This window comes from Solirubrum puertoriconensis (assembly GCF_001483135.1).
In the GTDB taxonomy this organism is placed as follows: Bacteria; Bacteroidota; Bacteroidia; order Cytophagales; family Hymenobacteraceae; genus Solirubrum; species Solirubrum puertoriconensis.
In genome coordinates, this window is the sequence record NZ_LNAL01000006.1 from 1216429 (window position 1) to 1242392 (window position 25964).

At 58.3% G+C, this 25964-nt stretch carries 25 protein-coding genes; 11 read left to right on the forward strand and 14 right to left on the reverse strand.

What is annotated here, in order from left to right; all coding sequences use genetic code 11:
* Nucleotides 1-24 precede the first annotated feature (24 nt).
* The gene (locus tag ASU33_RS10035) at nt 25-534 is read right to left on the reverse strand and encodes a pyridoxamine 5'-phosphate oxidase family protein (RefSeq protein ID WP_059070651.1); all 510 of its coding nucleotides are present in this window, start codon (nt 532-534) and stop codon (nt 25-27) included.
* Nucleotides 535-652: 118 nt separating this feature from the next.
* Between ASU33_RS10035 and ASU33_RS10040 the strand changes: the two genes are divergently transcribed.
* Complete coding sequence (locus ASU33_RS10040) at nt 653-1243, forward strand: acyl carrier protein phosphodiesterase (RefSeq protein ID WP_160328173.1); 591 nt, start codon at nt 653-655, stop codon at nt 1241-1243.
* Nucleotides 1244-1339: 96 nt separating this feature from the next.
* Here ASU33_RS10040 and ASU33_RS10045 read toward each other — a convergent pair whose 3' ends face one another.
* A complete protein-coding gene (locus ASU33_RS10045) occupies nt 1340-2422 on the reverse strand; it encodes an NAD(P)-dependent alcohol dehydrogenase (RefSeq protein WP_059070653.1) in 1083 nt (360 codons plus the stop codon).
* Nucleotides 2423-2670: 248 nt separating this feature from the next.
* Complete coding sequence (locus tag ASU33_RS10050) at nt 2671-3183, reverse strand: FKBP-type peptidyl-prolyl cis-trans isomerase (protein ID WP_059070654.1); 513 nt, start codon at nt 3181-3183, stop codon at nt 2671-2673.
* Nucleotides 3184-3314: 131 nt separating this feature from the next.
* Here ASU33_RS10050 and ASU33_RS10055 point away from each other — a divergent pair, with 131 nt between their 5' ends.
* Complete coding sequence (locus tag ASU33_RS10055; protein WP_286130468.1) at nt 3315-4463, forward strand: SMP-30/gluconolactonase/LRE family protein; 1149 nt, start codon at nt 3315-3317, stop codon at nt 4461-4463.
* Nucleotides 4464-4530: 67 nt separating this feature from the next.
* Here ASU33_RS10055 and ASU33_RS10060 read toward each other — a convergent pair whose 3' ends face one another.
* The 5 genes from ASU33_RS10060 to ASU33_RS10075 all read right to left on the reverse strand — a co-directional run bounded on the left by ASU33_RS10060 (nt 4531) and on the right by ASU33_RS10075 (nt 9541).
* Nucleotides 4531-6516: an AAA domain-containing protein gene (locus tag ASU33_RS10060; protein WP_059070792.1), complete on the reverse strand. Its 1986-nt coding sequence runs from the start codon at nt 6514-6516 to the stop codon at nt 4531-4533.
* A 143-nt stretch (nt 6517-6659) separates the two neighbouring features.
* Complete coding sequence (locus ASU33_RS21245) at nt 6660-7055, reverse strand: hypothetical protein (RefSeq protein ID WP_149867139.1); 396 nt, start codon at nt 7053-7055, stop codon at nt 6660-6662.
* Nucleotides 7056-7124: 69 nt separating this feature from the next.
* Nucleotides 7125-7661, reverse strand: a complete 537-nt coding sequence (locus tag ASU33_RS10065; RefSeq protein ID WP_059070656.1) for a peptide deformylase — start codon at nt 7659-7661, stop codon at nt 7125-7127.
* Between the two features lie 9 nt (nt 7662-7670).
* Nucleotides 7671-9107, reverse strand: coding sequence for an amidohydrolase family protein (locus tag ASU33_RS10070; RefSeq protein ID WP_078063024.1), 1437 nt, complete (start codon nt 9105-9107; stop codon nt 7671-7673).
* A 74-nt stretch (nt 9108-9181) separates the two neighbouring features.
* On the reverse strand, nt 9182-9541 hold the full coding sequence (locus ASU33_RS10075) for a putative signal transducing protein (protein ID WP_059070658.1): 360 nt from the start codon (nt 9539-9541) through the stop codon (nt 9182-9184).
* 100 nt (nt 9542-9641) lie between these two features.
* Between ASU33_RS10075 and ASU33_RS10080 the strand changes: the two genes are divergently transcribed.
* A complete protein-coding gene (locus ASU33_RS10080; RefSeq protein ID WP_059070659.1) occupies nt 9642-10469 on the forward strand; it encodes a sterol desaturase family protein in 828 nt (275 codons plus the stop codon).
* On the opposite strand, the gene ASU33_RS10085 is transcribed toward ASU33_RS10080, so the two are convergent.
* Nucleotides 10466-11062, reverse strand: coding sequence for a hypothetical protein (locus ASU33_RS10085; RefSeq protein ID WP_160328174.1), 597 nt, complete (start codon nt 11060-11062; stop codon nt 10466-10468). The two genes, ASU33_RS10080 and ASU33_RS10085, sit on opposite strands and share 4 nt — an antisense overlap.
* A gap of 255 nt (nt 11063-11317) precedes the next feature.
* On the reverse strand, nt 11318-13630 hold the full coding sequence (locus ASU33_RS10090) for an efflux RND transporter permease subunit (RefSeq protein WP_059070661.1): 2313 nt from the start codon (nt 13628-13630) through the stop codon (nt 11318-11320).
* Nucleotides 13631-13742: 112 nt separating this feature from the next.
* Here ASU33_RS10090 and ASU33_RS21645 point away from each other — a divergent pair, with 112 nt between their 5' ends.
* The gene (locus ASU33_RS21645) at nt 13743-13988 is read left to right on the forward strand and encodes a hypothetical protein (protein WP_059070662.1); all 246 of its coding nucleotides are present in this window, start codon (nt 13743-13745) and stop codon (nt 13986-13988) included.
* A gap of 76 nt (nt 13989-14064) precedes the next feature.
* On the opposite strand, the gene ASU33_RS10100 is transcribed toward ASU33_RS21645, so the two are convergent.
* Entirely contained in the window at nt 14065-15135 is a 1071-nt protein-coding gene (locus ASU33_RS10100) for an N-acetylmuramoyl-L-alanine amidase family protein (RefSeq protein WP_286130470.1), read from the reverse strand.
* A gap of 383 nt (nt 15136-15518) precedes the next feature.
* Here ASU33_RS10100 and ASU33_RS10105 point away from each other — a divergent pair, with 383 nt between their 5' ends.
* The 3 genes from ASU33_RS10105 to ASU33_RS21255 all read left to right on the forward strand — a co-directional run bounded on the left by ASU33_RS10105 (nt 15519) and on the right by ASU33_RS21255 (nt 17628).
* Entirely contained in the window at nt 15519-15968 is a 450-nt protein-coding gene (locus tag ASU33_RS10105) for an SMI1/KNR4 family protein (RefSeq protein ID WP_059070663.1), read from the forward strand.
* Nucleotides 15969-16025: 57 nt separating this feature from the next.
* A complete protein-coding gene (locus ASU33_RS10110; protein WP_059070664.1) occupies nt 16026-16820 on the forward strand; it encodes a thymidylate synthase in 795 nt (264 codons plus the stop codon).
* A gap of 607 nt (nt 16821-17427) precedes the next feature.
* Nucleotides 17428-17628 carry a hypothetical protein gene (locus tag ASU33_RS21255; RefSeq protein ID WP_149867140.1) on the forward strand — a complete coding sequence of 67 codons (201 nt, stop codon included), beginning with the start codon at nt 17428-17430 and terminating at the stop codon, nt 17626-17628.
* Here ASU33_RS21255 and ASU33_RS10115 read toward each other — a convergent pair.
* From ASU33_RS10115 to ASU33_RS10125, 3 genes are all read right to left on the reverse strand, one after another.
* Complete coding sequence (locus ASU33_RS10115; protein ID WP_059070665.1) at nt 17625-18449, reverse strand: aminotransferase class IV; 825 nt, start codon at nt 18447-18449, stop codon at nt 17625-17627. The two genes, ASU33_RS21255 and ASU33_RS10115, sit on opposite strands and share 4 nt — an antisense overlap.
* Nucleotides 18450-19556: a DNA-processing protein DprA gene (dprA, locus tag ASU33_RS10120; RefSeq protein WP_059070666.1), complete on the reverse strand. Its 1107-nt coding sequence runs from the start codon at nt 19554-19556 to the stop codon at nt 18450-18452.
* 146 nt (nt 19557-19702) lie between these two features.
* Complete coding sequence (locus tag ASU33_RS10125) at nt 19703-20065, reverse strand: MerR family transcriptional regulator (RefSeq protein ID WP_059070667.1); 363 nt, start codon at nt 20063-20065, stop codon at nt 19703-19705.
* A 267-nt stretch (nt 20066-20332) separates the two neighbouring features.
* Here ASU33_RS10125 and alaS point away from each other — a divergent pair, with 267 nt between their 5' ends.
* The 4 genes from alaS (at nt 20333) to ASU33_RS10150 (ending at nt 25936) form a co-directional block, all read left to right on the forward strand.
* Nucleotides 20333-22981, forward strand: a complete 2649-nt coding sequence (gene alaS / locus ASU33_RS10130) for an alanine--tRNA ligase (protein WP_059070668.1) — start codon at nt 20333-20335, stop codon at nt 22979-22981.
* A gap of 207 nt (nt 22982-23188) precedes the next feature.
* Nucleotides 23189-23959 (forward strand): energy transducer TonB, encoded by a 771-nt coding sequence (locus ASU33_RS10140; RefSeq protein ID WP_078063025.1) that lies wholly within the window; start codon nt 23189-23191, stop codon nt 23957-23959.
* Nucleotides 23960-24024: 65 nt separating this feature from the next.
* Nucleotides 24025-24999: an LIC11966 family surface protein gene (locus ASU33_RS10145; protein WP_059070671.1), complete on the forward strand. Its 975-nt coding sequence runs from the start codon at nt 24025-24027 to the stop codon at nt 24997-24999.
* An 82-nt stretch (nt 25000-25081) separates the two neighbouring features.
* Nucleotides 25082-25936 (forward strand): TonB family protein, encoded by an 855-nt coding sequence (locus tag ASU33_RS10150; RefSeq protein ID WP_078063026.1) that lies wholly within the window; start codon nt 25082-25084, stop codon nt 25934-25936.
* Nucleotides 25937-25964: the final 28 nt, after the last annotated feature.

Here is a 25964-nt window from a genome sequence, read left to right on the forward strand (position 1 = left end):
GATTTCGGATTAGTATGGCCCAAGTTACTTGGGCTGCACCTTGGCGTGCTCGTCGCCGGTGGGCTGGTACCGCTCGCCGGTTGCTACGGCTTTCACGTAGCCAAAGGCATGTACCAGCACGTTGCTGGGCTGATCCCAGTATTCGCCTTTGTCGATATCGATGCGAAGCAGTGCGATGTTGGGGTCGTCGGAGCCTTTCGGGAACCAGGTGCGCAGGCTTTCAGTCCAGAGCTCTTTGATTTTGGCGCGGTCGGTAACAATGCGGGCACGGCCCGAGATGCTCACGTAGAGGTTGTCCTGCGGTTTGGAGTAGCCCAGGTTTACGTGGCGGTCTTGCTGCACTTCGTCGATCTTGGGCGAGTCTTGCTCGGTAAAAAACCACAAGGTGCCATCGGCTTCCGGTTCGTGGGTGTACATGGGGCGCGAGTGCAAAGAGCCATCGGGCTCCAAGGTGGTCATCATGGCAATTTTAATGTCCTTGATGCGCTCCACGAGCTTGGTAACGTCGTGGCTTACGGCAACTTTTTCAGCCATGGGGTCGGGTGTTTGGAGTTGGTCAGATTAGAAGGAGTTTTGGGGATTACGCGCCGAGGCAGCCCTAGGTTAGCCTTTGCCGCAACCTAGCCGGGGCACTTGGCGGTACATTGCGCCTGTGAACTTCCTCGCCCACCTGGTTTTATCCGGCCCCGACCCCGACCTCATCTTCGGCAACTTTGCCGCCGAAGCCGTACGTGGCCGGGCCGCCGTGGCCGCCTACTCGCCCGAGGTGCAGCGGGGCATTCGTCTGCACCGCCTCATCGATTCGTATACCGATGCGCACCCGGTAGTGCGCCGTAGCACGGCCCGCCTGCGCGGAGCCGGCCTAGGTAAGTGGGCCGGGGTAGTAGCCGATGTGGGCTACGACCACCTGCTGGCCCGCCGCTTTGCCCAGTACAATTATCGCCCCCAAGAGCCGCTGCCCGCGTTTGCGCAGCGCATGTACGCTATTTTGCAGGCCCGCAGCACGGAGTTGCCCGAACGGTTGCAGCATATGTTCAGCTACATGCGCCGCGACGATTGGCTTACCGGCTACGCCCAGCCCGAAGGCCTAGCACGCGCGCTCCTAGGTCTGAGCCGACGGGTGCCGAACGGGGAGGTGCTGGCAACGGGAGCAGCAGCGTTTTTGCGCGAAGTAGAAGCGTACGAGAATGATTTTGTGGAATTCTGGCCTGAGCTTTCGGCTGCGGCAAAATCCATAGCCTGATAAAATTTTTGGCCTAGATCATCTGGCCAGAAGACAGGTAGTAGCTACAAAAAGGAAGGCCATTTGGCCTCCCTTTTCCATCGGCTAACATAGTTGCTACACTTCTTCTTCCTTCAACGACTGCATGTCGATAACGTAGCGGAAGCGTACCTCCTTGTCCATCATCTTGTCGAATGCCTTGTTGATGTCTTGCATCCGAATCATTTCCACTTCGGGCAGGATGTTGTGATCGGCGCAGAAATCCAGCACCTCCTGCGTTTCGGCAATGCCCCCGATGATGGAGCCCGCCACCGAGCGGCGAGACTTGGCCATTTCCATGTTGTCGAGCGGCTTTTTGTAGGAGCCCAGCAGCCCTACGGTAACAACGGTGCCGTTGAGTTTCAGCAGCGACACGTACTCGTTAACCTCAAACTCATCGGGAATGGTGGCCAGGATCAAATCGAACATCAGCTCGTTTTGTTTCATGGCTTTGCTATCGGTGGTTATGATAACCTGATGCGCACCTAGGGCTTCGGCGGCTTCTCGCTTGTCCTGGGAGGTGGTAAGCACTGCTACTTGTGCCCCCATGGCCTTGGCCAACTGCACGGCCATGTGCCCTAGGCCACCCAGACCCGCCACGGCCACACTGTCGCCGGGCTTTACCTTCCAGTGCCGCAAGGGCGAGTAAGTGGTGATGCCCGCGCACAGAATGGGAGCGGCAGCTTTGATGTCGAGCTTATCGGGGATGCGCAGTACAAAGCTTTCCTTCACCGTTATGTTGGTGGAGTAGCCGCCGAAGGTGTTGTAGCCGCTGCCGTCGGGTTTCATGTAGCCATTGTAGGTGGCCGTCCAGCTCACGGGGCCTTGGCAGTAATTTTCTTCGCCGTGCTGGCAGGGTTGGCATTGCCCGCACGAATTAATCATGCAGCCCACGCCCACAATGTCGCCGGCCTTAAACTTGGTTACGCTGCTGCCCACTTCCGTAACGCGGCCCACAATTTCGTGGCCAGGCACGCACGGATACACCGTGTTGTGCCAGTCGTTTTTTACTTGGTGCAAATCGGAATGGCACACGCCGCAGTACAGAATATCAATGTGCACTTCGTCGGCTTTGGCCGGGAACCGTTCGATTTCCATCGGGCCCAAGCTGCTGCGGATAGAGCCTTTGGCTCCGTAGGCTTTGGTTTTGATGCTTTCCATGAAGGGGCGGTTTGGTTGGGTAAAACATGCGTTACCCTTGCGGCAGGAAGGAGGCAAGGCTACCTAAGCAAACCCAGGTAGCTACAGCAGAAGGTGGAGTTCTGTACGGCAGCCCAAGGGCAGAGTTCATGCCGGTGCGGTTGCCACGTGCATCAGCACCGCTCAACGGCTACCCAGCGCGGCTACACCTAGGGCAATAAAAAACGGGGCCGCTAAGCCCCGTTTTCAAGTTCATGCCGTGTAGCGGCCTAGTGGTGGTGCCCACCTTCGCCGTGTACGTGGCCGTGGTCGAGCTCCTCTTTGCTGGCGTCGCGCACGGCCACCACTTTGCCGTCGAAGTGCATCGTCATGCCGGCCAGCGGGTGGTTGAAGTCCATCTGCACGGTGTCGTTGCCTACGAACACCACCTTGCCTTGCAAGTGGTTGCCGTGGTTGTCCGACATGGGCAGGTAGTTGCCGGGCTGCAGCATTTCGCTATCTACCTGGCCATCAACTTCAAATACTTGCTTAGGTAGGTCTACCAGGGCGTTCTGGTCGTACTCGCCGTAGCCTTGTTCGGGCGAGAGGGTAAAGCTAAAGGTGTCGCCGGCTTGTTTGCCTTGCAGCTGTTGCTCGAACTCCTCGGGCAGGCCGCTCATGCCAAACAAAAACACCATGGGGCTGTCGGCTTCGGCCTTCTCCACGAGCGTCTTTTCTTGCTCGTCGTTGGTTACGCTTAGGTCGTAGGTGATGGTGACCACCTTTTGATCAGCAATCTGCATGGGACAGGAGAGAATAATGGAAAACTTAAGGCAATTAAAGGAAAATAACGCCGCTCGGGGCTGCGGGTTGCCGCAACTTGCCACCTGAGGGCTCCGTTAGGCAGCACTACTACACCTAACTGTTGCCGCACATGACTGTTCTATTTCCTCGCTCGCTCAGCGCTATGCTGCTGAGCGCAACGCTCTTGGCTGCCTGCGGCCAGAGCGCCGACAAAACCTCTACGGCCGATTCTTCAGCCCCCGCCGATTCCGGTAAAACCAGTGCGGTTGCTACCGCCGATACTGCCCAACGCATCGGCAATCCTAAATTGCTCTTTACCCTCGGTTATACCCACAACACCCCCGATGGTTTGGCGTTGGCGCCCAACGGCAACATAATTTTATCGGTGCCGAACCTGGCCGATAACAGCCAACCAGCTTCGCTTGTGGAAATAGTGGGCGACTCGATGCGGCCCTACCTCAGCAACTTGCCCGTGGAGCCCAGCACCAAGAAAGCGGCGCCCATGGACCTGGCATTCGGGCCCGATGGGCACCTGTATTACGCCGAAAACCAGTACGAAAACGACAAGAACTACAAATCGCGCCTGATGCGCGTGCGGGTGCAGAACGGCAAGCCCGGGGCCGTGGAAACCGTGGCCGATGGCTTTGGCCTGGCTAACGCCGTGCTCTGGAAAGGCAACACCATTTACGTGACCGACAGCCAGTGGGACCTTCCCGACAACGATAAGGGCAGCGCCGTGATGCGCTTTGCCTTGGCTGAGCTAAACAAAGGCGTGGTGCACCTGAAGCCCAAAACCATGGACCCGCACGTACTGGCGTTCTTCACCACCAAAGTCAACGAAACCGGCGTTGATAATGGCGCCGACGGCCTCGACTACGACAGCCAGGGCCGCCTGTACACCGGCTCCTTCGGCGACGGCACCCTATACCGCATGACCCTGAAACCCGACGGTAGCCTCGCTAAGCAAGAGGTAGTTACCACCGCCGGCAAACAGATTTCGTGCGTGGATGGCCTTATTATCGACCGCAAAACCGATAAGCTTTACCTCTGCAACTCGCGCCAAAACGCCATTGAGGTAGTAAACCTGAAAGACAACAGCGTGACCACCCTGGCCCAAAACGGCGACACGGATGGCACGGGTGGCTTGCTCGATCAGCCCGCCGAAGTGCTGATGAAAGGCAACCGACTGTACATCTCTAACTTCGACAAGCCGGAGAAGAACTTCGTCAACAGCAAGTCCGATGCGCCGCATACGATGTCGGTGATTGACTTGCAGTGATTTTCCAGCCAGACACTCCTGTCATCCTCATCTTGCGTCCGCAAAGCGAAGGATGACAGGAGTGTGCTTACTGCTGAAACTCCCAAGCGGTGCGGTAGGCCCCTAGGTCTTCCACGTAGTTCACAAACTCGCGGTAGAAGGGGTGGCTGCTCAGCGTGGCCGAGTCGCCAATCATCAGCAGCTTGCGGCGGGCGCGCGTCATGCCCACGTTCATGCGGCGGATATCGGCCAGGAAGCCGATGTCGTTGGCGGCGTTGGAACGCGTGAGCGTAATGGCAATGATGTCGCGCTCTTGGCCTTGGAAGGAGTCGACGGTGCCGATGCTGAGCTGGCGCTTGGTGAGCAGCTCGTTCAGCTCGGGCATGTCCTCCACGCGGTCTTTCAGGTAATTGATCTGGGCGCGGTAGGGGGCAATTACGCCGATGCTCAGCGGGTGCTGCTCGTGGTCGGCCTGGTGGTAATCCTGCAGCAGTTCCGAGAGGCGGCGCAGTAGCAAATCAGCTTCCTCGGGGTTAGCCACGGAAGGCGAATCCTGCAGGCCCATTTCCTCGAACCCACAACCGGCCGTGTCGATGAACTCCACGGCCTGGCCCGGCTCAAAGCGCACGTCGTAATCGTGCAGGTCGGCGGCGCGCACGCGTTCATCGGCCAGCAGCTTGCCGCCGTAAAACTGATCCGACGAGAACTGCATGATGTGCTGGTGCATGCGGTACTGCACCTGCAGCATGCGGGCCGTGTCGGGCTGGCGCGTAATGCACTTTTCAAACAAGGTTTCGCGCAAGCCCTGGGCCGCCGCTTTTTCGCTTTTCACGGTGGGCGGCAGCTGGCAATGGTCGCCGGCCAGTACTACACGCTCGGCCTTGGTGATGGGTATCCAGCAGCCCGGCTCCAGCGCCTGCGCCGCTTCGTCGATGAACACGGTTTCGTACATCAGGTGCCGAATGGCGCGGTTGGCGGCGCCCACCAGCGTGCAGGTAATTACCTGCACTTTCTCCAAGAGGTCCTCGGTGATGTACTTCTCCAGCTGATCCGACTCTTGCAGCAGTTGGTGCGCCTGCTCTTTCAATGCTTGGCGCTGTTGGCGCTCCTCCCAGCCGTAGTTGCGCTTGTACTGGCCGGCCATTTGGCGGTACTGCTCGGCCGTTTGTCGCAGGCTGCGCAGCTCGCCATAGTGCTTGTGCGTCATCACCTGCGCATCTAGCGTGTGCTCAAGTAGCAAATCCGACACGCGCGAGGGGTTGCCCATCCGGATAACGTTTACGCCGCGCTCGGCCAGCTTTTCGGTCAGCAAATCCACGGCCGTATTGCTGGGGGCACACACCAGCACGCGCCGCTCGCGCCGGATGGTCTCCAATATGGCCTGTACCAGCGTAGTGGTTTTGCCGGTGCCGGGCGGGCCGTGGATGATGGCTACGTCCTTAGCGGCCAGCACGTGCTGCACGGCGGCGGTTTGGGAAGCGTTCAGCGGGTTGGGGTAGTACAGCTTCTCGGCCTCTTCGGCCGATTTGAACTCGGCCGGCCGATGGCCTAGGAGCGTATCGCGCAGCTCGGCAAGGCGGCCAAAGGCACCTTGCACTTTCTGCAGGGCCAGCTCCATCTCGCGGTAGCTTACCTCATCAAAAGTCAGATCGAGGCCCAGCTTGCCTTCGTCGATCCAGTCGGGCAGGTCTTCCTTGTTGGTAGCCAGCGTGATTTTGTTGCGGCGTACGCTCGTAACCACGCCTTGCAGCATGGGCTTATCGGAGCCGGCGCGGCCGGGTATGTTGCCGAACAACGCTGCGTTTTTGCCCACCTGAAACAGGTGCAGCTGCTGGCTTTGGCCGGCCGGGCGTTCGAGCTCGAGCACCAGCTTGCCGCCGAAGCCAATGTCTTCTTTGGTGATTTTAATTGGGTACCACGTCAGGCCGCGGTGTTGCCGCTCCGCAATCGTACTCTTCGCGTTACGAATGCGGTATTGCTCGAGGTCCTCTTGTTGCTCTACGCGCAGCAGGCCTTGTACGCGGCGCAGCTCTTCGTAAACGGACTCGGTAGGGGTGTAGGTAGCTTCAGCCAAGCTTTCGGAATGCAATAAGTGTAAACCGTATCAACAAACGTTGAACGGCAAACGTGCGGCCGAAGGTCGGGCAGAAATTTGGAACGTGGAGGCTGTGTCAGGCCGGTGTTAAAATCATGAGGTGCTATTGGCCGATTCTCGTGCTAACGGCCAGCACGCAATTTGCGGTGAATAGAAGCTTCCTCGAAGCACCCTAAATTTAATTTTTTTAAGGGTTTAAGCCCTGACTTGGTGATTCTCCAAGGAGCTGCAAGATCTGGTATGTGGTAGAGTCTATTGGTTGTTGTGTCTTTTGCCTGAATCAGGTACAAATTGTTTCCCTTGGTTGACCATACGCCGGATATTTCATCTTGACAACCCCCTAGTAAGTAAGAGTAAACAAAGGAAGAATCTGCTCTTAAATACAGGTTTGAATGCTTTTCAAATTGATTAGCCCTGGAATAGTAGCTACCTACTAAGCCGTTGTTAATGGGTTTATGACCTTGTTCTGGTGAATCAGTAAGTAGCAGGAGCAGTATTGGTAATAGCATATCAGTCAATATAAATTGAATGGCAAGTTTAAGGGGGATGTTAAAGAAAGGGGACGCAAGGTTGACGCCTTAACTAGTTCACCGCCCGTACGGGCTATCGGCTCGGTAGCGCCGCTCAAACTCCTCGCGGGTGCAAATACTTTGCACATCCACCACGCGGTCGATGGACAAGATGCCGTCGAGGTGGTCGATTTCGTGTTGCAACAGCTCAGCGAGGTCGTCCTCGGCCCCGGCGAGGGTTTCGTGCCACTGGCCGCCTAGGTCCTGGTAGCGCACGGTAATCCAGTGGTGGCGAGGCACCTGCATGAAGATGGACAGGAACGATAAGCAAGCATCCCACACCAACGAGGTTTCGGGGCTGCGGGCCACAATGCTGGGGTTGATGAGAGGCCATACCTCGCGGCCGGGCAGGCGCAGCAAAACCACACGCTCAAGTACCCCGATTTGAGGCGCGGCAATGGCGCGGCCGTAGCCGGTGGTTTCGCGCCAGTGGGCTACGGTGTCGGTTAGGTTTTGCACTAATGCCGCAACTTGGGGCGCGGTGGGGTCGGCAACGGGCTGGGCTACTTGGCGCAACACCGGGTTGCCGAGCTGTAGGATTTCGCGAACGGGCATGGCTAAGGTTTAACGATGTTTGACGGCTCGCACCATCTGGCGCAGATCGGCAGCGGTGTATACTTGGCCGCGGGCTACCACCGTGTGAATGCCGCGCAGGTTGCTAATGTTTTGCAGCGGGTTGGCGTTGAGCAATACCACGTCGGCATCCTTGCCCGCCCGGATGGTGCCGGAGCGCTGATCGGCTTTCAGGAAGCGGGCCCCGTTGACGGTGGCTGTTTTCAGGGCTTGGGCCGGGGTAAGGCCAGCTTGCACCATCAACACTAGCTCACCAAGGAGCGAGGCACCGGGGTACACGTAGGAGTTGAAGGGGCCGCTATCGGAGCCGGCCAGCAGCGTAACGCCGGCCGCTTGCATTTGGGGCACCATGCTCATAAAACGGGCGCCGAGCTGCTTGTTGAAGGCTCGCGTAGCCGCCGACTGCGCCCGGGCACTGGCAATGCGGCGGGCGTAGGTGGCTTGTATTTTCGGGTCGATGTACGCCAGCAGCGTGTCGCGGGCGTGGTCGGTGTCGGGTAGCTCGGCCAGCACTTTCTGAATGTGCAAGGTAGGCACTACGGCCGTGCGGTGCTTTGCCAGCATGCGGTAGGTACGAGCAGCGGTGGCGGCATCGTAGGTACGGTAAATGGCCGGCAGCACCGCAAACAGACCTAGGGGCTTGCTGCTGGTTTGGCTGTTGCGTATTGCAGTGGTAATACTGTCTTCTATGGCGGAGCAGGCCTTGAACACATAATACAGGTGCTCCGAGGCATCAAGGCCGCTCTCAACTGCCTCGCGCAGAGTGGCGGTGTAGGGCATGTGGCCGGTGGTGGTGAGCCCCCGCTTTTCGGCCGAGGCTATGGCACCTAGGAAGGCCTCGCGCGAAATCGTGCTTTCGTAGAGCTTCACGTAATCAACCTTCAGCCGCTGCAATGAGTCGAGGGCCTGCTCGATCTGCGCGGGCGATTCGACTACGAGCGAACCGGCCCAGGTAGCCCTAGGTCCGTCGAGCTTGGGGCCTGAAGTGTAGATGCGCGGCCCCGCCAGCTTGCCGGCGGCCATTTGCTCGCGCCAGCTAAAAATGGCTGGGGTAAGGTCGCCACCGGCATCGCGCACGGTGGTAATGCCATGGGCAAGGTACAAGGGCAGCAAGTTGCGGTTGGCAGTGGTAAGTGAGTCGCCGCCCCGGAAGTGTACGTGCATATCCCACAAACCCGGTATCAGGTATTTGCCTTGGGCATCAATGGTCTGCTTGGCGGCAATGGTGCGGGTGCCCGACTTCTGCACCCGCCTGATTTGCCCTTGCGCAATGCACACGGTTTGGTCGGGCAGCACGCGTTCGGCCTCCACATCTACTACGTTGGCGTGGGTAATTACCAGGTCGTAGGGCTGCAGGGGTTGCTGCCCGGCACAGGCACCTAGGACTAAGGCCATCGAGCTTAAGAGCAGGGTGGAGGTCGGCTTCATGAAGTGAGCGTAGTGAGGCTTGCAATTTTGCAACGCCGCGCCGACTTCCAAGCCTTGGCAGTACGCACTACGTGTTACCCCGAAAACTCCTCTCCGCAATTATGGCAGCGGTACATGGTGGTGCCGGCATAAAACAAGCGTTTGTACCACGGTTGCCGGGCTTCGGGCTCGGGCCAGGCGTTGTACGAGCCGCACCTGGGGCAGCGGGCCGCGGCGCGCTCGGTGCGTTGCTGCTCAAACTCCTGCACAATCTGGCGGGCTCCCTCTACGTCTTCTTCCTCAATCAGCAGCCGGAAATACAGCCCGTCGCCGAAGGGCAAGGTGGCAGGGCCGTAGTTCTTCACCAAGCTCACGATACCGGCCTCGCTTTGGAGGCGGTGGTACAGGCCCACGGCTTCGGTGTAGGTGAGGTATTCGGCGGCTGCAACTAGCATATTTTCAAAGGTAAAGCAGGCAACGGGTAACGGACTATGAGTATCTTACTTGTAACAGTTGCCCCGTCCTAGGTTAGTCGCACACCATTACGCCCGAGCTATGCGTGTAGAGGAGCTAGAACGCGAACTGGTGCCGCTGGTGCCGTATTTTCTGCCGATTGTTGTGCTGTCGGTGGCAGCCGAGTGGTACCTGCTGCGCCATGACCCCGACCGCCATTACGATGCCCAAGACCTGCGTTCTTCCATCGGCATCGGCTTGGGCAACGCCTTGCTGAACGTGCTGCTGAAATCAGGGATTTTTGGCTTTGGGCTTTTCTTTTGCGGGTTGGCGCCTTGGCAAGTGCCGCCCACCTGGTGGGCATGGGTATTAGCCTACGTGGTGGTTGATTTCTGCAACTACTTGGCGCATTACGTAGCGCACCGGCAGCGGGTGTGGTGGGCTACCCACGTTACGCACCATTCCTCGGAGCACCTTAACTTCTCAACCTCGTTCCGCAATTCCTGGACGCAGCACTTCAAGATTATCTTCTTTATTCCGGCCTGGCTAACGGGAATTCATCCGGTAATCCTGTTCACCTGCTACGAAATCAACCTGCTTTACCAGTTCTGGATTCATACCGAGAGCATCGGGCGGCTGCCTAGGTGGTTTGAGTTGGTGTTCGTCACGCCCTCGCACCACCGCGTGCACCACGGCCGCAACCCCAAGTACGTCGACAAGAACTTCGGCACCACGCTCATTCTGTGGGATAGGCTATTCGGTACTTTTCAGCAAGAAGACGAAAAGCCCATTTACGGCATCACCAAGCCCCTAAAAGCGCCACAAAGCTTGCTGTACCTCAACTTTCATGAGTGGGCCGATTTGTGGCACGACCTGCGGGCGGCGCGCTCCTGGCGGGCATGCTGGCAAACCTTGTTTGGCCCGCCCTAGCGCTTGGCCTTGCGGCGGGCCGGGGCGCTGCTTAGGCGTTGGCGCAGGCGCAGCACATACACCAGCAAGCCGATGCACAACGCGGCTAAGCCGGCCGCAAGCACCTCGCGGCTTACGCGGGCATCTTCGGCCTCTTTGGCGGCCGATTGGTACTCGCGCAGCTGCTTTTCGCGTTGTTTCTCGCGTAGCTGCAGGTTCTGAATCTGGCTTTCGAGGTCGTAGAAGCGCTGGCGCGTGGAGCTTTGGTCGGTTTGGGCTACGGTGGCTTGCTGCTCGGCTTGGCGCTGGCGGGCTACAATATCGGCGGTGCGGCGCAGCTCGGTGGCTTTCAGGGCTTGCACAATCTCGGTGTCTTTGCGGATGATGCCCTTCAGCGCATCCACAACCTCCTGCAAGTCTTTTTTGGAGGGCTTGTTGGCAAACAGAGCATTGCGCTGCGCATTGGCTTCTTCGTATTCGCGCACCAGCTGCTCGCGCTCCTGTATGAGGCGCGTTATCTGGTCGTTGGGCGAAGGAGCAGCAGGCTCGGTTTGGGCGGGGGCGGTGGTTGAGAGCAAAGCCATGCCCAAAACCAGAAGCAAACGGTGTTTCATAACTCAGCCCAAAAATACGCTATTGCGCTTGGGCGGGGTGTAGAACGAGGAAAGTCGGTTTGTAGCGCACAGCGTGAGAATGTAGCGTGGGCCTTAACCTGCGTTTGCGTGCACGATTTGAACTGTACCGTTGCAAACATGTCGTTCTGGCAAACGCGGGCTAAAGCCCCCGCTACAACCACGTGGAGGTCCCTATCCGTGGACGCGGACTAGTGCTGCGAAGGCGGCCCAGCCAAAGCCTGCGCTGCAGGCTGTTTACACCTCAGCTACTTCGGCCCGCAGTTGCTTGGCCTTGCCCACGCGCGGGTTTCGGTAGAACAGCAGCACCAGAATGGGCAGCAGCGTCAGCTCGGCTATAACGCCGAACAGCAGGGTGAGCCCAATGAGCAGCCCCACGTAAAATGTGCCATCGAACGAGGAGAACAGCAGCGTGCTGAAGCCGCCCACCAAAATCATCGACGTGACGATAACTGCCTTACCTGCTAGCCGGTAAGTGCGCGAAACGGCACGCTTTACGGTGGGTTCTTTGCCGAGCATCAGGCGCAACTTGCTGATGAAGTGAATGGTATCGTCGACGGCGATGCCAAAGGCGATGGTGAAAATGATGCTGGTGCTCACCTTCATGGGCACGCCGCACACGCCCATTACACCCGCCACTACCACAATAGGCAACAGGTTGGGGATGAGCACTACCGGCACCATGCGCAGCGACCGGAAAAGCACCAGCACAATGGCCGTCACCATCAGCACATCTACCCCAATGCCCACCAGCATGTCGCGCGTTAGGTTCTGGTTATTTTTATCAATAAGCAGGGCCGAGCCGGTTTGGCGGGTGCGCAGCACATTGGTGTTGGTGTGCTGAAGCTGGAAGCGACGCAAACCGGCGTTTAGCTTGGCCACGGTTGTGCTGCCGGGGTCGGGCATGCGCCCGGTAAGGCGGCCTTCGGTAGCTTGGGGGGTAGCTAACGCCCTAAATTCGGGGCGCTTGCCCAGTTTGCGCACCTGGCGGAGCAAGCGCTTCATTTCGGTTTCCGAACTGGGTAGGCGGTACTCCTCGAGTGCCCCGCCGTTCAGGGCTTTGCGTATCGATTTTACGACCGTGACGGGGGAGGCCACAAAGTGCAAGCCGTACTCGCGGCCCAGGTAGTTTTCTATCTCCTCGATTTCGCGCAGCACGCCTAGGTCGTAAATGCTGCGGCCGCCCTGGGGCAAGAGGTGCATCTCGAAGGGGCGCACGCCGGCAAACTTCTGCTCGAAAAACCGAAAGTCGAGCTGCACGGGGTCGTCGTCGGCCAGGTCGTCGAGCAGGCGCGACTCCAGCCGCACGCGGCTGGCTGCCGTAAGGCTGCCGACCAGCAACAACGCGGCGCCGGCCATAATCCAACGGCGGCGCACCAGCACTACGCGCAACAGGCGGGTAAGCGGCCCATCCCAGGAGCGCCCCGCCCCGTAGCGTTGCTGCGGCCTAGGTAGCAGCACCAGCAAAGCCGGCAGCAACGTGAAGGTGAGAACGTACGCAATCAGCACCGCCAACCCCGTGTAAAGGCCAAAGTTGTGAATGGGCCGAATGTGGCTGGTGGTGAGCGTAAAGAAGCCCAACGAAGTAGTTAGGGCCGATAACCCCGAGCCGAACATCGATTCGCGCATGCTGATGCGCAAGGCCGGTACGGTGGCCGTGCCTTCGCCGGTTTCGGTTACGTAGCGCGTGAGCAGGTGCACCGAATCGGCAATGCCCACCACGCACATCATCACGGGCAGCAGCGCCGTCATCAAATCGATGCCGGCGCCGCTCCAGCCCACTAGCGCCAAGCCGCCGATGGTAGCGCCGGCCACAACGGTAAGCGGCAGCACCACGCCCCACCACGCCCGGAAGGTGAACCACAGCAGGCACATAACGAGCAGCACCGATAACGACACGAACACGGCCATTTCTACCCGCAACCGATCCACAAACACCGATTGGGCTACCATTTTGCCGCCTAGGTGCACGCGCTCGTCGGCGAAGCCCAGGCGCTGCAGCTCGGTGCGCAGGTTGCTCATCAGGGTGTCGCCGGGCGGCTTTTTCAGGTCGGGGGTGGTTTGGAGCACCACCGTTACGGACTGGGCGTCGCGGGCAAACAAGTTGCCCACCAGCCCGGGCGTACGGAAAATCAGCGCGGAGTCTTGCGCGCGCGACGAAGGGTCGTTCAGCCGATCGAGATGCAGGTAGGGAATGTTGAACACGCCCAGGCCCTCCACTACCGGATTGCTGGCCGTGGTGGGCGAAAGCACATGCACCACGTTGTGCTGGCGCTGGGCAAACCGCGTGAATGTATCAATGCGCTGCGCAAAGCCAGGTTCGAACACGGTGCGGCCCCTAGGTGCTTCAAGGCCGATGAGCACGTAGTCGTTATCGTTGCCGAAGCGGCCCGAGTAGGTTTCGTAGTACGCGAGGTCGGGGTCGCCGGTGGGGTAGAAGTCGTTGAAGTTGTAGTTGAACCGCAAGCGCAACAGGCCGGTGGCGGCTACGGCGGCCAGCAGCACCAAGCTTAGCAGGGTAAGTAGACTTAAGGAGCGGGGAGAAAGCACGCAGATGAGCTAAAGTGAACCGGACAACTATGCCAGAGGTTGAGTACTTTGGGGCCGGCGCTCAGCCAACCACCCATTTTCCTGTTTTGTTTCTTCCGTTTTGTTTTGCCGCATGAAAAACGCCCTGCTTGCCCTCGCCCTGTTTGCCTTTGTTGGAACTGCCTCTGCCCACGACGGCGGCAAAGACGCCAAAGGCAAAAAAGCCAAGAAAGAAGCCTGCTCAACCGAAATGAAAGCCAGCTGTGCCGCTAAAGGCGCTACTGCCAGCACGCCGTCGTGCTGCATGAAGAAGGGCGCCTCGGCTGCTACCCAAGCCTCGGGGGCCAAGCCCGCTACTCCGGCCGTTAAGTCGCTGTAAGCACCAAGTATATCAGCAAGCAAAAGCCCCGGCACCACACTGGTGCCGGGGCTTTTGCTTGCTACCTAGGGGGCTGCTACTTGCGGTTGCGGTAATCGGTAATCAGGCCTTCGCAAATCCAATTGGCCAGGGCTTGGCGGTTGTCGGGTATCACAAAACGGCGCTGGTCTTTATCGTTGCGGATGTTGCCCAGCTCGATGAATACGGTAGGGGCGTGGCTGTTGCGCACTACGTACAAGCTCGAGCGCGGCGACACCGTGCCCACGTACGGCCGGTTGGGCTGACTGCGCTTGTAGCGTGCCGTAAATACCTTGTGGATGTTGTTGGCGAGGCGCTTACCCACCGGACTTTTGTCGTGGTGGTAAAAGAAAACGTCGGTGTTTAGGCCAGCGCTGCGGCTGTCGATGTGCAGCGTTATCATGCGCTGGTAGGCACCCTTGTAGCGCCCGTGCAGCCGGTTGATGGCGTTGGTGTACTGGCGCAGGCGCGCGACGTGGTTTAGCGGAATGACGAGGTTGGGCGTGGTTATCTCATCGTTATCCATCCTCAGCACTGCCTCGTCGCGGATTCCGTCGTTGGGGTCCTGCACAATCACGTGCACCTTCGCTCCGTGCTCCATCAGCACCTTGGCAAGGCGGGCGGTAATGTCGTAGGCGTACTCATCCTCGGCAAGCTGGTAGCTGCCGTATTTGCCAACTGCGCCGGGGTCGGGCCCGCCGTGGCCCGACAGCAGGTAGTACACTGTGCCACTCAACTGTTTGGAGCGTGGCGATACTTGCCCGTACCTAGGGCCAAAAAGCTGCTTGTTGCTAAGGGGCGTTTTTACCTTGGTGCTGGTGGTGCGGGCTGCGGTAGCAACCGTCTTGGTGGCCGTGGGCTTCTTTTTAGCAACAGTGGCAGCCTGCTTTGTTGGCAAGCGGTAGTACTTGCCGGCAATCAAGCTATTGCGCGGTCCTAGGCTGGCCCGGTTAAGCGCTACAAACCGGTTGTAATCGCGCACTGGGTTCAGCCCGTGGCGCTGCAGCAGTATCGTGACACCATCGCCGCGTTTTGCCCGCACTTTGCCAGTGGTTTGCTGGGCCGAGCTAACATGGGAAAGAGCAAAGGCAAGAAAAGAGGCTATGAGCAGCGGGAGAGGTCGGAGCAAGGGAGCAGGAGTGTTTGGTTGGGTAGCTTACAGCAGGATAGTGGCTAGGAATAAGGCTATTGATATGGGCCGTTGGAGCAATGCGCCCGCAGGCGCACCCGATAGAAGTGAAATCTTGCAAAAGTAGCATGGAAGCAACACGCACCGTCGGGTTGGTGCATTTTCGTAGCGCAAAAAACCGATCCGGCCTGAGTGCAGGTACTTGTATCCGATGCTTAATTGAGCCCAACCAGTACAGGGCTGGTGTAGTAGATTGCGCGTTCATGTAAGCCGCTGATACTGTTTTGAATATTAAAGCCAGCTAAACATTAGCTGGCTTTAATATTTTTTGCATTTTGAGGAGCTTATGATATAAATCTGCCCTGCAACCACCACCACCTGCCATGAACTGGATTTCTCGCATCGAAAAGCTTCCTAGGTCAGCGTCCGTTACGTACCGCTGCAACCCGCCGGTAGTCGACGAGGAACTGGCTTTTTTGGCAGCGGCGCTGGAGGTACGGTTGCCCGAGGAGCTTCGGCAGCTTTACCTGCTCACCGATGGGCTGGCCGAGGAGCTGCAGGGTATTGGCACCACCGGCTATTTGGTGCTGCCTGCTCAGGTGCTGCTGCACGAAAACCAGCGTTTGCGCCAAACGGCCTGCTACTGCGTGCACGACCTGTTGCTGGTTGCCCCAGCCTATACCGGCGACTACTACGGTTACCTCATTGCCGACGACGGCTCGGTTAGCACCGATATTTATATCTGGAGCTGCACCGATAACACGCGGGTGCGGGTGGCCGCCTCGTTGGCCGAATTTCTGGTAAGCTGGGTATCAAGCGAGCTTACGGCCTAAGCCGCGTGGGCTCCGAAGCTTCTATATTTGAGCTTCCGCCTAATACCTGTAGTTGCCATGCAGCAGTACCACACGCTTCTTCGCCATATTCTTGAAAACGGAACCCAGAAAACCGACCGCACCGGCACCGGTACGTTGTCGGTGTTTGGGTACCAAATGCGGTTCGATCTGCAGCAAGGATTTCCGTTGGTGACCACCAAAAAGGTGCACCTGAAAAGCATCATCCACGAGCTGCTGTGGTTTTTGCAGGGCGACACCAACACGGCCTACCTCAAGGAGCATGGCGTGAGCATTTGGGACGAGTGGGCCGATGCGAACGGCGACCTAGGCCCCGTGTACGGCAAGCAATGGCGCTCCTGGCCCGATGGCCGCGGTGGCCACATCGACCAGATGCAGCAGGTGCTCGACCAGCTGCACCGCTCGCCCGATTCGCGTCGCATCATGGTCTCGGCCTGGAACGTAGCCGAGCTCGATCAAATGGCCCTGATGCCCTGCCACGCGTTGTTTCAGTTTTACGTGGCCGATGGCAAGCTTTCGTGCCAGCTCTACCAACGTTCGGCCGATGTCTTCCTGGGTGTTCCGTTCAACATCGCCTCGTATGCACTGCTCACGCTGATGGTAGCGCAGGTAGTAGGCTTGGAGCCCGGTGAGTTCATCTGGACGGGTGGCGATACGCACCTGTACTCCAACCACCTCGAGCAGGCGCGTCTGCAGCTCACCCGCGAGCCGCGCCCGTTGCCCCAAATGCGCATCAATCCTGATGTGTCAGACCTTTTTGCCTTCAGCTACGAAGATTTCAAACTCGAAAATTACGACCCGCACCCGGCCATTAAGGCTCCGGTAGCGGTGTAGCAACCACTGCGGATCGATTTACTGACCACGGGCACCAGTAGTGGTGCCCGTGGTTGTTTGTGCCCTACAGCATCGAGCCACGTGTATTGGCAGCGAAAGTAAGTTTGGTCAAATCGTTAGGTGCTTTCCTGAGCGAGAGCCGATTGCTCCTAAGTCTGTGAGGGTAGCTTCACCGAAGCAAGTAAGGCATCAATGTGTCAGTTTAGATGCTGGCTAGGTCGCATCATGCTTCAATGCTGGGTCAGTGCTAATGCGGCTTATGTATTAGCATTTTGTTGTGATAAAATGATGCAAGCAGACAATCCTGGCAGTACATTAAGTATAAGAAATAGTACATTCCATTAAAGTCAAAAAACCTTATCTAGCCACGTAACCTTGGCTTCATTTCTGCGTAATCACATTTTCATGTGATTGCTGCAATGAATGCATAGGCAGTAACGTTGTTGGATAAATAGTTGACCAAGTGCTTTCGAATACTCTGCCGCTTTTTGCTCTTTTACCACTTAAAACCCCGACCTTTGTTCCGGGAAAAGTAAACCCTTCCTCGAAAATCCAATCCAGCGGTTCTGTCGTACACAGCGCCGTGTTTTCCTCTACCACACCTCCTTTGTCATCTGCCGTCGCCTCCGCTAGCGGCTGCTCACTGCCGCTTAAGCACCGCGTGCTTATAGCTATGTACGCGCTGGAAATCGGCCGCCAATCGCGCGACGAAATCCTCAGCGCCAACGACGTGACCGAGGCCGATCTGATGAAATTTCAGACCGATTGGCTTCGGATGCGTCGGCGTCGCTACAGTAACGTAGCTTAGTCTTGTTTTTCCCAATGCCGCAGAGCATCCAGCAATGGATGCTCTGTTTGCTTATAAGTGGCGCTAGCCAATTGCTGAATGTTGCGAATACCGGCTACGTTCGCCGTAAACACAGCATCGGCTGCTAGCACCTCTTCCGGTCTGTAAAGACCTAGGTGGCATCGTATGCCTTTGGCTTGCGCTACCTGCAACAGGTGCGCCTGCCGTACGCCCGCTACGCAGCCACTTTCGGGGGCTGGAGTAAATAACTCCTCGTTGCGGATCCATAACAAGGCTGCCGACACCGCCTCGGCAACGTGGCCCTTGCTATCAAGCAGAAGCAACTCGCCTAGGCCACGGGCCTCACGCTCCTGGGCTGCCAACACATAGTGCAGGGCATAAGGACCTTTGCAGAAAGATACCGCTGAATACTGCGTGCTGATGCCTTGCGCAAAGCCAGCACTGCCGATAGGGGTATCGCTCGCCACGAAAGGGGCCGCTGTGGCCAGCCACTCGGCCTGATTGGTTTTGGGGGCATACAAACCACCACCCGCCCGCCAGAACTGCAGCCGTATGCGTGCCGCCCCGCCAATGGGGGAGGCCAACGCAGCCAGCGCCTGGCCCAGGCTGGGTGCGTTACCTAGGGTTGTCGGTAGCTGCAAGTGCAGGGCGGCAGCTGCCCGTTGCATGCGCGCTAGGTGCTGCTTGCTCCAGCGCACCTGCCCATGCTCGAACACCATGGTTTCAAAGAACCCGTCGTTGAACTGCAAGCCGCGGTTGGGTAGGTGCATGTGCACCTCAGCAGCGGGCAGCAAATGGCCGTTGAGCAGGGCATAACTCATCTATACCAGCGCAAATTTTTTGCCCGGAAGTGCCCGCACCACGCCCCGAAACTCTAGCCCCAGTAGTAAAGTAGAAACCTGGTTGATTGGCAGTTGAGCTTCCCAGCTCAACTCATCAATCTGCCGTTCCTTGTGCGCTTGCAGGATTTCAACCAGCTTAAACTCCTCGGCAGAGAAGTCGGCAGGGTTGAGGGAAGGCACCACCGGGGTGTGGTGCAGCGCGCCATCCCAGTTTAGTACCTGCTCCACATCGAGCGGGCCTGTGTAGATAACGGCCTGCTGGTTGCGAATGAGATGGTTGCAGCCTTCGGAGGCCGCTTGATCGAGGCGGCCGGGCACGGCCAACACCTCGCGGTTGTATTCCTGCGCCAGCTCGGCCGTGATGAGCGCGCCGCCTTTGCGAGCTGCTTCTACCACCACGGTAGCTTCTGTGAGGCCGGCAATAATGCGGTTGCGCGCCGGAAAGTTGTACTTATCGGGCTGGGTGCCGAAAGGAAACTCGGTGAGCAAGCCGCCTTGCTCCACCATCTTCTCGGCGGTGCGGCGGTGAGCAGCGGGGTAAATGATGTCGAGCCCGGTGGCCATTACCCCAATGGTAGCCAAGCCCTCCTGAATGGCAGCCCGGTGGGCGATAATGTCAATACCGTAGGCAAGGCCACTTACAATCAACGGTTGGTGCCCAGCAACTCCCCGAATCAGCTTCTCGGTTTGCTCCCGGCCGTAATCGGTGGCTTGGCGCGTACCCACCACGGCCAAGGAGCGTGGGTGGTTGAGGTCGGCGGTGCCTAGGTAGTACAACAACACCGGCGCATCGGGTACCGGGCGCAGGCGTGCGGGGTAGTTGGGCCGCGTGTAGTACAGCAACTGCACGCCGTCCTTCTCGGCCCTACGCAGAATTTGCTCGGCTTTGCCCAGGGCGGAAGAGTTGTTGCGCAGGGCAGTTACCGTGCTCGGGCCAACGCCGGGTATCTTCAGCAGCTTGCTTTGCGGTGCTTGCAGCACCGCCTCGGCCGAGCCGCAGTAGCTTACAAGGTTACGGGTAATCAGCGGGCCTATGCCCGGGAGTAGTGTAAGGGCAACTTCGGATAGGAGGGAAGTATCGGGCACGCTGACAATTTGAAGTTCTGAGTGGCTAGAAAGCAGAAGCGGGAAAAGTCACTCACGGCAATGCTGGCTCGTGCATCGGGTTTGCGACCGACACCTTATTACTGCCCGCAAAGCAAAAAAGATGCTGCGAGCTAGGGAGAGGCCCTTTACCCGTTCGGCTGCTTGCCAGCGGAATCCAGCTCCTTGCGCAAGCTTACCAAGAAGCTCCGCACCTTTTCGAGCGAATGAATCACATCCACACGCTCCTTTAGCTGCGGGCCGCGCTGCTTCATAATCTCACGGGCACCGGGAATGGTGTAGCCGCGCTCCTTTACTAGGTGGTAAATGGTGCGGAAAATTTCGATATCCTGCGGCGAGTACAGGCGGTTGCCCTTCTTGCTTTTTCGGGGCTTTAAGTCGTCGAACTCAGTTTCCCAGAAGCGGATCAGCGAAGGGGCCACATCGAACTGCGCCGCTACCTCGCCAATGGTGTAGTACTGTTTTTCTATGTCGCGCTCTTTGTAGGGCATATGCGTAGGAGCGAGGCTGGGCCCGCCCGGTATTTAATCATGAAATGGGTGAGGGCACCCAATGCAAGGCGGGCAAGTGCCCAGGCCCTACGATTTACGAACCTAACTGGCTACTTTTGCCGGAAGGCCCATCCGTTGATCTGCAAAGACGACGGAAGCCGAAAAGTAGCCAAAAACCCGGCCGTTGCCAATTCTGTGGCCAGCAGTCGGAGCTCAGCAACGAAACCCCACATCACAACGCGAATCAGCATCGCGCTTTAGCCGCCCATGTCGCTTCCATCAGCCAACCAAGTTCGTCAGCAGTTTCTCGATTTCTTCGCCTCCAAAGGTCACCACATCGTGCCCTCGGCGCCTATCGTGGTGAAGGACGACCCCACGCTGATGTTCATCAACTCGGGCATGGCCCCGTTCAAGGATTACTTCCTCGGCAACAAGCCCGCGCCCTTTAAGCGCGTAGCCGATACGCAGAAATGCCTGCGCGTGAGCGGGAAGCACAACGACCTGGAAGAGGTAGGCTACGACACCTACCACCACACCATGTTCGAGATGCTGGGCAACTGGTCGTTTGGCGACTACTTCAAGAAGGAAGCCATTGCCTGGGCCTGGGAACTCCTCACCGAGGTATACAAGCTGCCCAAAGACCGCCTCTACGTAACCTATTTCGAGGGCGACAAGGGCGACAACCTAGGGGCCGACACCGAGACGCAGGCCCTGTGGCGCCAGTACACCACGGAGGACCGCATCCTGCCCGGCAATAAGAAAGACAACTTCTGGGAGATGGGCGACACCGGCCCTTGTGGCCCCTGCACTGAAATCCACATCGACCTGCGCGACGAGGCTGAAGTGGCTCAGCAAGGCGGCGCCGAGCTGGTGAATGCCGACCACCCGCAGGTGGTGGAAATCTGGAACAACGTGTTCATGGAGTTCCAGCGCAAAGCCGATGGCTCGCTCGAAAAGCTGCCCGCCCAGCACGTAGATACCGGCATGGGCTTCGAGCGCCTGATGATGGCCGTGTCGGGCGTGAAGTCGAACTACGACACCGACGTATTCCAGCCGCTGATTCAGTTTATCGCCACGGAAGCCGGCGTGAAGTACACCGGCGCCATGGAGCCGACGGATATTGCCATTCGGGTAATTGCCGACCACATCCGCACCATCTCGTTTGCCATCAGCGACGGGCAGTTGCCCTCCAATGTAAAGGCCGGATACGTAATCCGGCGCATTCTGCGCCGCGCTGTGCGCTACGCATTTACGTTCCTCAACTTCAAGCAGCCCTTCCTGTATAAAGTGGTGCCTATTTTGGCCGACCACATGCACGCTATTTTCCCCGAGCTGAAGCAGCAGCAGCAGTTTGTGCAGCGAGTGATTGAGGAAGAGGAAATTGCCTTCTTGAAAACCCTGGAGAACGGCCTGCGCCGCCTCGATGCGCTGGAAGAATCGTTCAAGCAGCAGGGCAACCTCATCGACGGCAAAACTGCCTTTGAGCTGTACGATACCTTCGGCTTCCCGCTCGACCTTACGGCTCTTATTGCCCGCGAGAAAGGCCTGAACGTTGATGAGAAAGGCTTTGCTGTAGAAATGGAGCAGCAGAAAAACCGTTCGCGCCGCGCCGCCGAGCAGGAGCAGAGCGACTGGGTAATTGTGCACTCCTCGGAGGAGCAGCCGCGCTTTGTGGGCTACGATGCCCTTACGGCCGAGGCTCGCATCCTGCGCTACCGCCAGGTTACGCAGAAAGGCAAAACCGAATACCACGTGGTGCTCGACCAAACGCCGTTCTACGCCGAGTCGGGCGGGCAGGTGGGCGACACCGGTTATTTGGTTACGCCGCTCTCGAAGGTGCGCGTGATTGATACCCGCAAGGAAAACGACCTCATCGTGCACACCGTGCTCGATTTGCCGCACGACCTGGAAGCACCCGTAGAGGCTAAGGTTGACGAGGCACGCCGCTTGCTGATCCGCAAAAACCACTCGGCTACTCACCTTATGCACGCGGCTTTGCGCCACGTTCTAGGTGACCACGTGGCCCAGCGCGGTTCGCTGGTGAACGACAAGCTGCTGCGCTTCGACTTCTCGCACTTCTCTAAAGTAACCGACGATCAGCTGCGCGAGGTTGAGCACATCGTGAATCAGCGCATTCGCCAGCAAATTCAGCTAGGCGAGGAGCGCAACGTTCCGCTCGACGAAGCCCGTTCGCGTGGCGCCATGGCTTTGTTTGGTGAGAAGTACGGCGACAGTGTGCGCGTTATTACCTTCGACCCCGAGTACTCCGTGGAGCTTTGCGGCGGCATACACGTGCCGAACACCGGCGAAATTGGTTTCTTCAAGATTACCTCTGAGTCGGCGGTAGGTGCTGGTGTACGCCGCGTGGAGGCCGTGACGGCCGACTTGGCTGAGCGTTATGTGGAAGAGCAAATGGACCTGCTGGCCCAAGTGCGCGAAGCCCTAGGTAATCCGCAGCACCTCATCCCAAGCATTCAGAAGTTGTCGGAAGAAGTGGCCACCCTGCGCAAGCAGCTGGAGCAAGCCGAAACGCAGCAGCTAGGTCAGCTGAAAGACCAGTTGGCCGGCCAGGTGAAGGAATTGAACGGCGTGAACTTCCTGGCTGCTAAGGTGCCAGCCCGCTCGGCCGATGCCGTGAAGAAGCTCGCCTACGATCTGCGCCAAGTGGTATCCAACCTCGTGCTCGTGCTCGGTGCCGACATCGAGGGCAAGCCGCAATTAGCCGTTATGATCGACGACGAGTTGGCCAAAGGCGGTAAGCTGAATGCCTCGCAGCTGGTGCGCGAGCTGGCCAAGGATATTCAGGGTGGCGGCGGCGGTCAGCCATTCTTCGCTACGGCCGGCGGCAAGAACGCCGCTGGGCTTGATGCAGCCATCGGCAAAGCTGAAACCTTAGTTGCTAATACGCTGGCGTAAGCAAATGCTTGGGCCCTCGAGGCCGTTTTGAGAATAGTAGCCCCGGTTGAGCTGCCAAGTATTGGTAGTTCAGCCGGGGCTGCTGCTTTTATTGGGTCGGGCTGCCGAACAGCCTGTGTTTGTAATACATAGTCACGTTGCTACATTCGTAAAGCAAATGCTGCGCGCGGTTCTTGCTCCCCGCGCGGTAGCCTGTTTTTACCTCTGATGAAGCCGACGTTTTTACGCCTAGGTGCCGCTGCACTGCTTGCCGCATGGCCAGCGTTTGTCTGGGCTCAGCAACCCGTTGCAGCGGCAAAGCCACGCGTGGAAATTGCCTACTTCGATGCCAAAAGCAACAAGCTACCCACGGCCACGGGAGCCAGTTACCGCTCCGAGGTTCAGTACGAAGACAGCGTAACGGCCGTTGAGCGAACCTTTTATGCTAATGGCGGCCGGCGCTCAGTAGCGCCTTACGAGAACTACCGCCTGCGCATTCAGCACGGTGTAAGCCAGTCGTGGTACGAAAACGGCCAGCTGAAGTGGCACGACACTCGGGTGCATGGCAAGCTGGAGGGCGAGCTGCTGTACTATTACCCCACGGGCAAGCTCAAGCGTAGCGAGCAATACAGCGCTGGTACTCGCACAGCGGGGACTTGCTTCGGACCCGATGGCAAAGCCGTACCTTATTTTGAATACCTGATAATGCCCGTGCCGGCTGGCGGGCTGGCCGGCTTGCGTAGCTACCTAGGCGCCAACATTGCTTACCCCGAAGCCGCCCGCGAAGCCGAAGTACAAGGAAAGGTACTGGTAAGCTTCGTGGTGGATACTACCGGAATGGTGAAGGACGTGCAGGTGAAACAATCGGTGCACCCGTTGCTCGACGCCGAGGCGGTGCGGGTGGTGCAGCAAACTCCGCGCTGGACGCCCGGTAGGCGCGACGGGGAACTGGTACCAGTTCAATACGCAGTGCCGGTAGTATTCCGGCTGGAGGAGTAGGCAAACTCCTGCCTGGCTTTGGGCCATTTGTATGCTTTTTTTATCCACCATTTTTCTATAACCGCATGCGCATTTCTACCCTTGGCTTCGCGGCCGCTTTACTTACTGGCCTCGTCAACGTGGCGTCGGCATCAGCCCAAACCTTTACTGATCCGGGCTCTTATAACAACTTTATTGTGGCCGAACAGCGCACCATGCTGAAGAAGAACCTGCGCTACATCAGCAAATCGGCCCACTCCGATAACGAGAAAAAGATTGATGCTCGCCGCGTTGAGTTGGTGAAGCAAACAGAATTGTCGCTGAACAAGCTGGCTAAAATGCCGGCTTTCAAAGACGATAAGGGCTTTAAGGAACAAACCACGGAAGCTTTTTATCAGCTGCTGAAGGTGTACTCCGAAGATTACAAGGCCGTGGACATGCTGGCCGCCACCCGCACGGCCACCGCCGAGAACATGGAGCAGTACTTTAAGCTGCAGGAGGTGGCCGAACGCAAGCTGCAGGCCATCAACGACTCGGTGGATGCGGCGCAGCAACGCTTCGCCAAGCGTCATGGCATGAGCATCTCAGCCGACCCGGAGGGCGAACGGCTAGCCAAGTTCATGGCCCAGGTTTCGGAGGTAAATGCCTACCAGCACAAGGTGGTATTGGCGCAGTTCCGCATCGAAAAGTCGAGCGCAAAGCTATCGGATGCCATTTCGGCCCAGGACGCAGTCAGCTTTGAAGCGGCACGCGTGAAGTTGCTGGAGGATACCAAGGTGGCCTTGACCGAGCTGGCGACTATTCCGGCATTTCGAAACAAAGACACGCAATACCGCGACGCGGCCAAAAGCTTGGTCAATTTCTACGCTGGCATGTGCCAGAATCAGTTTCCGAAATTTCATGAGCTGATGCTGCGTAAAGACCAACTCACAAAAGCTGATGTAACGGCCATTAATGGTTATATCAATCAGCTGAACACTGGCAGCCAGAAGTTTACGCAAGCTTATAACCAGGCCGGCAGCAACTTCATGGCGGCCTACATACCGGTGATGAACGACTAACCTTCGCCACCTACGACGACATTCGCAGCGGTGCCAACTTTCTGGGGCAGGGGAGTCGGCACCGCTGCTGTATCTTGGCCGCATGTGTGCATCTCTTTGTATCTCCGCTCAGCACCGCAGTTGGTTGGCCTTGGCACTGCTGTTGGCTGCTCCGGCCGCATCGGCACAGGTAAAAGTTGTATCTACGCTTGAGCAGCTGGAAGGCCAGAAAGCCGGCATCCGGTACTACGACCGCAACGCCGTACCGCTGCCCGACGCGAAAGGCGCTCATAGCTACGACATCATGCGCCGGGCCGATAGCCTAGGTGTAAAATGGCGCGTGCGGCGCTACACCGTGCAGGGGCATCAGCAACTCCTCGATGCAGGTTTCAGCAGCGATTTGCCCCACGGTACGCTGCAGGCCCGCAGCCGCGAGTGGTACCCCAATGGCCAGCTGCGCGAAGATGTGAGCTACCGCAACGGCAAGCCCGATGGGCCCATGAAAACCTACTTCCCCGATGGCAAGCTCCGCCGCGACCAGCAGGTGCGGGCTGGTACCGTGGTAAAAGGGGAGTGTTACGGCCCCGGCGGCCAAGCTCTCGACGAATGCCCCGCTTACCGCACGTTGGCTAAGCTTACGGGCAAAGGCGCTGGCCAAGGGGTAGTGTTTCAGGCAATGCAAAAGCAGTTTGTGCAGTTTCTGCCGAAGGGCTACAGCCGCGCCACCGATGCCAGCGTCCACGTGGCATTCGGCGTCGATAGCCTAGGTAATGTGCACAGTGCGCGGGTGCTGGCTTCGGATGATGGCGCTTTGAACGCTGCCGCTCTGGAAACGGTGCGCCGCCTGCCGCGCCTCGTGCCAGCTACCGAAGAAGGCCGCTCTGTGAGTAGCGCAATGGAAGGGCAGTTCTTTTACTACCCAACCCGCCGTGCCGCTACCGCCGCAGCCGACGAGTAAGCAACAAGCTTGAAGCTGGGCCGGAGTA